This window comes from Acidobacteriota bacterium (genome assembly GCA_003225175.1).
Classification (GTDB): Bacteria; Acidobacteriota; Terriglobia; order Terriglobales; family Acidobacteriaceae; genus Gp1-AA112.
In genome coordinates, this window is the sequence record QIBA01000032.1 from 212,050 (window position 1) to 221,595 (window position 9,546).

Genomic DNA, 9,546 nt, shown 5'->3' on the forward strand with positions numbered 1-9,546 from the left:
AGATGAGTTTCACAAAAAATAAGAAATATCAGGAGACCAGGTGACTCGTTCGTCCGACAATATGATCACCTTGGATCCTCCGCAACGCCGGCTTGCAAGTCCTCGATCCCACATCGTCCAGATCTTTCGATTCGGAGTAGTCGGAATCTTTAACACCGTCGTCGATCTTTGCGTTCTAAACATTCTTATCTTCGTCACACACACCGGAGAAACGGGAGCGATGTTCGCAGCGTTCAAGACCATCGCGTTTGTCTGCGCGGTACTGAATAGCTATTGGATGAACCGATCGTGGACCTTTCGGCGTGTGACCGACAAGCATCACATCGTCGAAGGCGCTCAGTTCCTGTTCATCAGTGTGTTGGGTGCGGTAGTCAATGTCGGCACCTCGTCGTTTGTCGCAACCTATTTGCATCCCAGATGGGGAATCCACGCGAAGGCATGGCCCTCATTCGCTGCGCTCGTGGGGACGGCGTTTTCGCTGGGCTTCAACTTCATCGGTTACAAGTTTTGGGTTTTTGCGCACCGGAGGAGTCAGACGAACTAGTTTTGCGCTCCAGGTTTAATCAGCCAACTATCCTGCCCATTTGGCTGATGTGTCACATCTCACCTCCGCGCCATACTTCAAGTGGATTGAGGTTATATGACAGTTGCAGTGCATAGCGCGTGGGAAACCCTTTCGAATCAATTCGCAGAAATAGCGGAACAGAGCGGCAAGTTTATCGTCGCAGTGCATGGCGGACGCCGTGTCGCGGGCAGCGGTATTGTTTGGCGGCCTGGAATCGTGGTTACAGCCAGTCACATGCTGCGCCGTACTGAGGATGTTGAGGTCACCTTTGGCGGCGAATCGCGGCACAAAGCGATGTTCTTAGGGCGCGATCCGGGCACCGATGTTGCCGTTCTAAAGCTCGATAATCGCGATTCCGCCGCTCCGGAGCTGCTTTCCGACGCCAGCAAACTTCGCGTCGGGCAGCTTGTTTTGGCGGTTGGACGCTCGACTCTGGGCGACTTAGCAGCCGCTGCGGGCATCATTGCGCGCCTCGGAGCGCCTTGGCAAACGTGGCGTGGGGGCAGGATAGACACGCTTTTGCGCCCCGATGTAACGCTTTATCCCGGCCAATCGGGCAGTGCACTGGTCGATTCGCGCGGCCGAGTGCTGGGTATGAACACCTCTGCGTTGGCTCGTGCGGCGACAATAACTGTGCCTGCTGCCACTATCGAGCGCGTTGTGAGCGAGATTGTGGAACACGGAGGCGTGTTTCGGCCGTATCTAGGACTGGCTATGCAGGCGGTTTCGGTGCCTCAGGAGCTCTCCAAGAAGCTACAAATCGCGCACGACTCGGCCTTAATGGTCATGCAAGTTGAGCCAGAAAGCCCGAGTGCAGGAGCCGGAATTACGCTCGGAGACCTCATTATCAGCATTAATTCGCAGTCAGTGAGCGGGATTGAGGACGTCCAGCGCATGCTTAACAAGGCCAAACGCGGCGATTCCGTCGATCTTGGATACGTGCGCGGAGGCCAATTGGCGTCCGTTAAAGTGAATTTGGCGGACCGCCCGCGCCGTTAAAACATCAATAAAGAGCAAATGCGGACTGCTTTTGTAACAGATTGGCCGCGCAAAACGACGCTACCGCAGCTAAAAACGCCGCTTAAGGTAATGATTAGCGCCGGTTCTGAGCCTTTGCGCGCACAAATTGAGGCTCTTGCGCGACGCTCCGGGGCACAACTGAGCGCCGAAAGCGACCGGTCTGACGTGCTTCTCATCGCGTTGGATTCTTCAACGCCGCTGCCTTCGTCGACTGAAGCTCTGAGTCTGCTGAATCCATCAGGAGGATGCGCCTGCGTAATCTGGACCGGTAAAGCTCCGCCACGCGGCACAGTTTCCCGTTTGCTGCGCGCCGGCGTGGCGGGAGTCGTCTCACTCGACATTTCTCCGGCTCGCTTCCAATCTGCTCTTCGCGCCATGCAGGATGGTTTGCATGTCATTGATCCCAAGTTGAACCGGGAGGATTCTGATTCTCCGGGTGCAGCAATTTCTCCGGAAGAGCTCACTGAGCGGGAGCAACAGGTGCTCACGATGCTCGCCGAGGGTTTGTCGAACAAGGAAATATCGTCACGACTGAACATCTCGACCCACACCGTAAAGTTTCACATCAGTTCTATTCTGGGAAAGCTCGGAGCAGCCTCGCGCACTGAGGCGGTGAGCATTGGCATACGCAGCGGACGAATAGCGATTTAGGCGTTTGGGTTACGTGGTTCCGGCCGCCCGCGGCCTGGCCTTTGGTCGGCAACAACGCAATTCGCGCTTTCGGATTTCCTGGGTCATCTCTCGCCAGAGTAAACGGTTACGAAAATTGCACTCCTCAATCCGGCCGAGGCGGCCGGAACCACGCAATCAAGATCGGATCGCAGCCGGCGCCTAAGCCATCACGCTGCTCTCAGCCGCCTCATGCGTGAACCGGCGGGCATTCGGTCCGACGTATTCCTTCACGCACTGTCCACTTCCTGATAACACATATTTGTACGTAACCAGCCCTTCCAGGCCCACAGGTCCGCGGGCATGCAGCTTGCCGGTCGCGATTCCCACTTCGGCACCGAAGCCATAGCGATATCCGTCGGCGAGTCTGGTGGAAACATTGTGGAACACTCCCGCTGAATCCACGCTGCGCAGAAAACAGCTTGCCGCTTGCTGATCTTCTGTGACAATGCAGTCGGTATGGTGTGAGCCGAATTTTTCTATGTGCTCGATAGCCGTATCGATGCCGGGCACAATGCGCATGGCGAGTGTCAAATCTCCATACTCGGTGTGCCATTCCGTCGCGTCTACCAGCTCAACATCGGGTCCACAGATAGCCCGAGTTGCTGCGCAGCCGCGCACTTTCACTCCAGCAGATCGCAGTCTCTCGAACAGCGTTGGCAGGAATTCACCTGCGATTGCCTGGTCCACGAGTACTGTTTCGACAGCATTGCAGGTTGCTGGAGCCTGCGTCTTGGCATCGAGAATCAAGGAAATCGCCATCTCCTGATTTGCCGAGCTCTCAACGTATATGTGACACACGCCTTCAGCGTGTCCGATAACCGGAATTCGCGTGTTGGCGAAAACGAAGCGGACCAGTTCGGCACTGCCACGCGGCACGACGAGGTCTACATAATCCTGCAGCGCGAGAAGTTCGTGGGTCGCCTCTCGTCCTTCAACATTTGTGAATACGTTTGCTGGAATCGCCGTTGACTCGAGCGCTTTCACGAACGCCGCGAGGATTGCGCTCGTAGTGCGCCTGATCTCAGCGCCGGCCTTGATCATGAGCGCATTGCCCGACTTCAGTGCGAGCGCGCAAAGCTGGGTTACGGCGTCAGGTCGCGCTTCGACGATCGCTGCGATCACTCCGAAGGGACTCGTAATCTTCTTCAGTTCAAGACCGTCGTCGAGTTCAGAGCGAAGGAGAGTCTTTCCCACCGGATCTTCCAGAGCCGCTACTGCTCGCAGCCCGACTGCCATTTGTTGTAGTTTTTCCGGAGTCAACGTCATGCGGGCCAAAGCGGCTGAGGCGAGAGGCTGTTCGCACGCATCGTTCACATCTTCCCGATTTAGGCTCAAAAGAACATCGGAAGAGTGTTCGAGAACGCCAGCCATTCGATGCAGGGCGTCGTTCTTAGTGGCTGAATCAAGCACGGCGAGCAGCCGGGAAGCTTTCTTCGCGCGAATTGCCTGTTGGATAATCGAAGACATCACTGCACCTCCGCAGGAGCGATCAGAGTTCCAATCTGGTGTCCTCCCACGATTTGCTCCAGGACTTCGGGGGTACGTCCGTTGGCAATCACTGCGAAGAGGCGCGTGTTCTCAATGGCTCTGGAGACGGCGTGGAGCTTTGCCCGGATGCCTCCACGGCTTAATTCATTGATCTGTTCATTCAATCCGATCTCGCGCGGAGCTCCCATGATCTCCGGAATGAGCGCCGCTCGCCCGCCGCTCGGATGCTCCGCATAAACTCCATCAACGTCGGTCAGCAGCACAAGCAAATCGGCTCGCGTAGTCTCGGCTACAAGGGATGCCAACATATCGTTTTCGGAAAAGACGCGTTGCTCAGTCGCGGTCTCCGCCGAATGGGTGGCAAGATGGTTCTCGTTGATGATGGGAACTACACCGAGGCCAGTGAGATAGTTCAGCGTTTCGCGGAGTCGTTTGTGTCGCTCGGAATCTGTGAAGTCCTCATCGGTAACCAGCACTTGGGCGGCGGCAATTCCGAGATTTCCAAACTCCATGTGATAAAGCGCCGTAAGCGCGCTCTGGCCGGCAGCGGCGCATACCGGCACCATGTCTGAAGTGACATTGAGACGCTTGGAACCAATGCCGATAGCGCCGGAGGTGACCAGCAGAACGCGTCGTCCACTCATTCGCAACGTGGCGATGGACTTCACCAGCTCCTTCACTATTTCTGTCGCCACACTGCCATCCGGCTGCAGGAGAACTTTCGTGCCAAGCTTGACCACGATCGTCCTGGCCCGGCGTAGCCGGTGACGAAGGTTGATGAGTTCTGTTTTGCTATTCATGATTCCTTCCTGAAGTGGCTAAAAACAAAAAGCCCACGGTCTTGCGACCGTGGGCTTTGGAGATAAGTGCGTTTAATTAACTATTCGTGAGAGCGCTCATTCCAATCCCGCGGACGCAGGTACACCGGCGGGGTGCACGGGAGCGGGGACGGGATGAGCTTATGCAACTTCACTGATTCGACATTGTCGCGGCTAGAGCGGAGTTTGTCAATTGTTACGCGATTTAAAACCTTCATCGCACAGCGTATTCGCGCATGGCGAAACACCAGCGTCAACCTGTCACGCACACCAGATCATCGCCGCCATTTTTGGTATATTCCCAGCGAAGATTACCATTCTTTCAGCAAAGGAACGTATGTTCGTAAACGGAAATCGGTTAGCGGTCCTTATTTCTCTAGCTCTCTCTACTTCGCTAAGTTGGGCGCAGGCGGTCGTCTCCAGTTCTGAACCCGCTGACATCCTGGTGAACCTGATCAAGATCAACACCAGCAATCCGCCGGGCAATGAGACCCAGGCGGCGCAATATATAAAAGGATTGCTGACCGCAGAAGGTATTTCCTCAGAGATCTTCGAATCAGCTGGGGGACGCGGCAATCTCGTGGCCCGGCTCAAAGGAACCGGCAAGGCACGTCCCCTGATGCTGATGGCTCACCTCGATGTGGTGGGAGTTGAACGCGACAAGTGGACCGTGGATCCCTTCGCAGGAATCATCAAAGACGGATACATCTATGGTCGCGGCGCGAGCGACGACAAGGGCATGCTGGCAGCGAACATCGCCGTGTTTCTTCGACTCCATCGCGAAAAGGTTCAGCTCGATCGCGACATTATTCTTCTGGCTGAAGCAGGCGAAGAAGGGACGCCAAAATATGGAATCGAGTACATGATCGAGAATCACTGGGACAAGATCGACTGCGAATATGTGATCAACGAAGGCGGCGCGATCCATATCCAGAACGGCGCCGTCGATTACGTCGCGCTCGCGACAACAGAAAAGGTCCCTCGCGGCATGACTGTGACGGCTCACGGAAGCAGCGGACATGGATCTATTCCCAGGCCCGACAATCCGGTAGTCCATCTCTCCGCCGCTATTGCCAAATTGGGAACTTGGCAAACTCCAATGCGGCTTAACGACACAACTCGCGCATATTTCCAGAAGCGGTCGCAAATAGCTGAACCGGAACTGAAGGCGCTGCTGGCGAATTTAGACAGCGGGGAAACACAGAACAAATTGCAACAAAAGTACCCGACGGAGTACTCCAAGCTCCGCACCTCGATTGTGCCGACGATTATCAAAGGAGGATTCCGTACCAATGTGATCCCGGCCGAGGCCGAAGCAACCCTTGACGTCCGCGCTCTGCCTGACGAGGACATTTCCGCTTTGATCGAGCAGATGAACAAAGTTGTGAATGATCCGGCGATCGAGATCAAAAGGATCTCTGGCAATGACCGACCAGCCGGAGTGCCATCCCGACTCGATACGGACCTTTATCACGCGATGGAAAGCACCGCGCACAAGATGTTCCCGCAAGCAATAACGCTTCCCGACATGCTGACAGGCGCAACCGATTCAGCCCAGCTTCGCGCCAAAGGCGTGCAGGCATATGGCATTAGCACGCCCAAGACGGATGACGATGCGCGCCGTGTTCATGGAAACGATGAACGTACAAGTGTGGACGGCTTGAAAACATTCGCCAGCTACCTGCACGACGTAGCAATAGCCCTTGCGGGAACAAAATAGTTGGCTGTATTGTCGATCAAGTTTGGGACGCGAGTCGATCAGCTATCCATCAGTTCGCGACGAATGTCATTGCCATCAGTTCCCGATGAGCGGCGGGGGAGCTCCTATTACCATCAGATTAACGTTTGCCGAGTGAGAGGTTCCTCCGCTCACTCCCGTGATCGTCAGGGGATAGTTCCCCAGCGGCGTCAACAGGCTGGTGCTCACAGTCAGCGTGCTCGAACCTGCACCTGAAACGGCCTGCGGACTGAAGCTCGCCGTCGTGCCCGCGGGCAAGCCGCTCACGCTCATGGTCACTGACCCACTGAAGCCTGCAGCCGGACTGACGTTAACTGTGTACGTTGTGCTCATGCCTGCCACCACAGTCTGTGTTGCCGGATTGGCCGAAAGCGAAAAGTCCTGCTGAGCTGCGGCTGATACTTGCACGAAGGCGCCGACGGAGGGCACTCCCGCAGCGTTCAGCAGGAACAGGAGGTAGTACCCCGGAGGAGCGGTATTTCCATTTGGAGGCGCCGTGACATTCAAGACGCCGCTTCCAGCAGTGAACGACACTCCCACGACCCTTTGCTCCATATCGAATGCATGGGTTACTGCTCCAGCGCGCATCAGCACAGCCGAAGTAATGGATGCGGCATCCGGAGTTTGCACTTGAAAGGTACTTCCATAGCTGATCACTCCCGGAGAAACATTGCTGATCGTGGGACGCGCCGCCGGCGAACCGTCAGGCGCAAAGAGGTAAGCGGGAGAATAAATCTCCATGTGCGGCTCATAAGTTCCGCGCTGCGGATTGCCACCTGCTACCCAGACGCGTGCATCGGGCAGCAAAATCGCCACTGAGTGGTAAAGCCTCGGGAATACATTCTGACCTGCCGAGGTCATGCTTCCTCCATCAGCGTCGAAGAGATCGGCGTTCAAGCTGGCGGTGGTGGCGTCTTCATCGTTCGTGGACCCGCCAAGCGTCAGCACCTTGCCTGTGGGCAGAAGCACCGCATTCATCTCAATGCGCGGCTGCGACATGGGGGGTCCCATCTGCCAGGCCGGTACGGCCGCCGAAAGGTCAATGACCTCGGTGGTCGCCGTTGCGGGGTTTCCTCCGCCAAAGATCATGATTCGCGGCCGATATCCGTTTGCCGGCGTGAGCGGCAGCAGCACAGAAGAGCCGTACGTGCGCCCCGAAGCATAGTTCGTCGCTGCCACGAAAGACCAAAGATGTGTTCCTGTATCGAACATCATCGAGCGGTTGGTTGGACCGGAATAGAAGACGTTTCCGTTGGGCAGCAAGTGAAGGCGCGGATACAAAGGAGGAGTCCAGCCAGATGGAAACTCCGGGCTCCAACCAGAGCCCATGGTGTAGATCTCGACCGCCGTGTTGGTTGGGCCGGACTCATTGAGTCCCGAAAAGGCCATCACCGTGCCGTCACCTAATGTTGTAACCGTCGGGTACCAGCGTCCGTGCGCCATGGTCTGAAGATCGTTGAACTGTCCAGTTGACGGATCGTAGGCAGCAGTCTTCGCGTAACCATGAAACGGATCATATGCCAGCGTGCCGCCCACTACGAAAGGGCGGCCGTCGGAGAGAATGACCATGCCATTGCAGAACATGTCCCAAGCGAGGGGCTGAGTCGTTACTGTGCCGGTAGCCGGATCCCAAACTCCGGCTTGATAATTGGTGTTCGAGGCCACATTTCCCGATCCGGAAACCACGAGAATCTTGCCGGTCCGCAGCAGCGCAACATGAACTGGATTGATCGGCATGGTGGCAGGAAGGGTCTGCCATTGTCCCACGAGGCTAGCTTGCGCAAACATTTGCGCTGCACTCAACACAAGGCAGAGCAGCGCAACGATTACTGCTGGAGCTGCATGCACACGGAATGGGCCAGGGGTGGAGTCATCGAATAGCTTTTGGACAAAGTCTCGCTTACGTGCTCGAACGGGCATCGGCTCCTCCATAAACGGGCGAACATCAACGCGCAAGTCTCAACGAGCACGAGCATGTCAGTTTCGGAAGACCTGGTGATGTCCACCAAGAGCTTCTTGCATGCATCTAGAGCGCGCGCGGAAAAAAATGGACCTGGCGAACGCAATGCAGCCTGAGGTCCAAATCGCCTCCCCCTCTTAAATCCGTTTTTGTCCCGCTCATTAAGACAGTGTTAAGTGCTGGGATGTATAGGCTCTAGCAGGAAAGCTCAATAAAAAAAACAATCGTGTAGAACTGAGCTTGGCTCGGATTTCTATAGCAAGGTGAAGTGAAAAGTTTTTCGCGCGAAAACATTTTCAGTGCACCAACACGTTGCCAAACACCGCCAACAGCTATGATTGTCAGGAATGCCGCGTGTTCTACTGCGGGTTTTCTAAGCCATCAACAGAGCTGATCTTTAGACAGCACCCAAACCGCCGCTTCACGAAACCATGGCCGAAGTCTTCGACCACAAGGCCTGCCATTGAAGTGGATCGTCCCGAAATAGGTAGGCAATTCTGCTATAACAGCGATTTGGATGGCGAAGAAGAGAGCAGCACCCGAACCAGCAGTGCTGACCGGCTGGGCTGCGATTGCGAAATTCCTGGGCCAGTCAGTTGTCGTGGCTCAGCGTTGGGCAAAAGAAGGAATGCCGGTTCAACGTAAGGGCCGCTACATGACAGCCGCACCTGACGAACTCGGCAGGTGGCTTGGCAAAGAATCGGGAGCCCGCGAAGCAATCCACATCACACAGGGAAGTGATAGCGATTTACTGCAGAATCTTCGTCGAGGTCTCAAACAAGCACGCGCGGAGAAAAACCGCCGGCGATAGCCGATGCATGCCGCGCCGGTTTGACGCTTTGCTTGCACATCCGCCGACCGGATGGTTCAGGCCAATCGGCCTACAACCTTCTTGCATTCCAGCGCAGACGTGCTACTTTTCGGGAACGAACGCGAATTAATCACGAGATACCCTGGTGCCCACGATCATGATCGCTGAGGATGATGACGCCAATCGCGATCTCTTGTCCGAAATGGTTCGCGGCTGGGGCTACACCGTCATTGAAGCGCAAAACGGTGCCGATGCGCTGGAGAAATTGGTGGAAAGCTCGCCGGACCTCGTAGTCTGCGATATCAAGATGCCCGTCCTCGATGGAGTGGGCTTCGTTCGTGCCCTTCGGCGCGATACCCGGCTCGCGAGCTTGCCTGTGATCGCCTTAACCGGATTCGGCACGCAGGACCACGATGCAATCGTCTCCGCCGGGTTCACGACTTATCTGAGCAAGCCCGTCAGTTCAGAACTCCT

At 56.0% G+C, this 9,546-nt stretch carries 9 protein-coding genes; 6 read left to right on the plus strand and 3 right to left on the minus strand.

Annotation, left to right across the window (positions count from 1 at the left end):
• The first annotated feature begins 61 nt into the window (after positions 1 to 61).
• The 3 genes from DMG62_04705 (at position 62) to DMG62_04715 (ending at position 2,236) form a co-directional block, all read left to right on the plus strand.
• Positions 62 to 544 carry a hypothetical protein gene (locus tag DMG62_04705; protein ID PYY24308.1) on the plus strand — a complete coding sequence of 161 codons (483 nt, stop codon included), beginning with the start codon at positions 62 to 64 and terminating at the stop codon, positions 542 to 544.
• Positions 545 to 640: 96 nt separating this feature from the next.
• Positions 641 to 1,564 carry a LuxR family transcriptional regulator gene (locus tag DMG62_04710; protein ID PYY24309.1) on the plus strand — a complete coding sequence of 308 codons (924 nt, stop codon included), beginning with the start codon at positions 641 to 643 and terminating at the stop codon, positions 1,562 to 1,564.
• Between the two features lie 90 nt (positions 1,565 to 1,654).
• Entirely contained in the window at positions 1,655 to 2,236 is a 582-nt protein-coding gene (locus tag DMG62_04715; GenBank protein PYY24310.1) for a hypothetical protein, read from the plus strand.
• 180 nt (positions 2,237 to 2,416) lie between these two features.
• On the opposite strand, the gene DMG62_04720 is transcribed toward DMG62_04715, so the two are convergent.
• Entirely contained in the window at positions 2,417 to 3,724 is a 1,308-nt protein-coding gene (locus tag DMG62_04720; protein ID PYY24311.1) for a glutamate-5-semialdehyde dehydrogenase, read from the minus strand.
• Positions 3,724 to 4,545 (minus strand): glutamate 5-kinase, encoded by an 822-nt coding sequence (locus DMG62_04725; protein PYY24312.1) that lies wholly within the window; start codon positions 4,543 to 4,545, stop codon positions 3,724 to 3,726. The genes DMG62_04720 and DMG62_04725 overlap by 1 nt, the downstream gene beginning before the upstream one ends.
• A gap of 355 nt (positions 4,546 to 4,900) precedes the next feature.
• On the opposite strand from DMG62_04725, the gene DMG62_04730 reads away from it, so the two are divergent.
• Complete coding sequence (locus DMG62_04730) at positions 4,901 to 6,283, plus strand: peptidase M20 (GenBank protein ID PYY24313.1); 1,383 nt, start codon at positions 4,901 to 4,903, stop codon at positions 6,281 to 6,283.
• 75 nt (positions 6,284 to 6,358) lie between these two features.
• Here DMG62_04730 and DMG62_04735 read toward each other — a convergent pair whose 3' ends face one another.
• A complete protein-coding gene (locus DMG62_04735) occupies positions 6,359 to 8,233 on the minus strand; it encodes a galactose oxidase (protein ID PYY24314.1) in 1,875 nt (624 codons plus the stop codon).
• Between the two features lie 545 nt (positions 8,234 to 8,778).
• Between DMG62_04735 and DMG62_04740 the strand changes: the two genes are divergently transcribed.
• Together DMG62_04740 and DMG62_04745 are read left to right on the plus strand one after the other, a co-directional pair.
• The gene (locus DMG62_04740; protein ID PYY24315.1) at positions 8,779 to 9,072 is read left to right on the plus strand and encodes a hypothetical protein; all 294 of its coding nucleotides are present in this window, start codon (positions 8,779 to 8,781) and stop codon (positions 9,070 to 9,072) included.
• Positions 9,073 to 9,217: 145 nt separating this feature from the next.
• Positions 9,218 to 9,546: response regulator (locus DMG62_04745; GenBank protein PYY24316.1), on the plus strand; the 329-nt coding region annotated here is incomplete at its 3' end.

What these genes read in the sequence shown, in the direction of transcription:
- DMG62_04730 (PYY24313.1), top strand. Translation starts at nt 4,901, where the DNA reads ATGTTCGTAAACGGAAATCGGTTAGCGGTCCTTATTTCTCTAGCTCTC.
- DMG62_04725 (PYY24312.1), bottom strand. Translation starts at nt 4,545, where the DNA reads ATGAATAGCAAAACAGAACTCATCAACCTTCGTCACCGGCTACGCCGG.
- DMG62_04710 (PYY24309.1), top strand. Translation starts at nt 641, where the DNA reads ATGACAGTTGCAGTGCATAGCGCGTGGGAAACCCTTTCGAATCAATTC.
- DMG62_04740 (PYY24315.1), top strand. Translation starts at nt 8,779, where the DNA reads ATGGCGAAGAAGAGAGCAGCACCCGAACCAGCAGTGCTGACCGGCTGG.
- DMG62_04705 (PYY24308.1), top strand. Translation starts at nt 62, where the DNA reads ATGATCACCTTGGATCCTCCGCAACGCCGGCTTGCAAGTCCTCGATCC.
- DMG62_04715 (PYY24310.1), top strand. Translation starts at nt 1,655, where the DNA reads ATGATTAGCGCCGGTTCTGAGCCTTTGCGCGCACAAATTGAGGCTCTT.
- DMG62_04720 (PYY24311.1), bottom strand. Translation starts at nt 3,724, where the DNA reads ATGTCTTCGATTATCCAACAGGCAATTCGCGCGAAGAAAGCTTCCCGG.
- DMG62_04735 (PYY24314.1), bottom strand. Translation starts at nt 8,233, where the DNA reads ATGGAGGAGCCGATGCCCGTTCGAGCACGTAAGCGAGACTTTGTCCAA.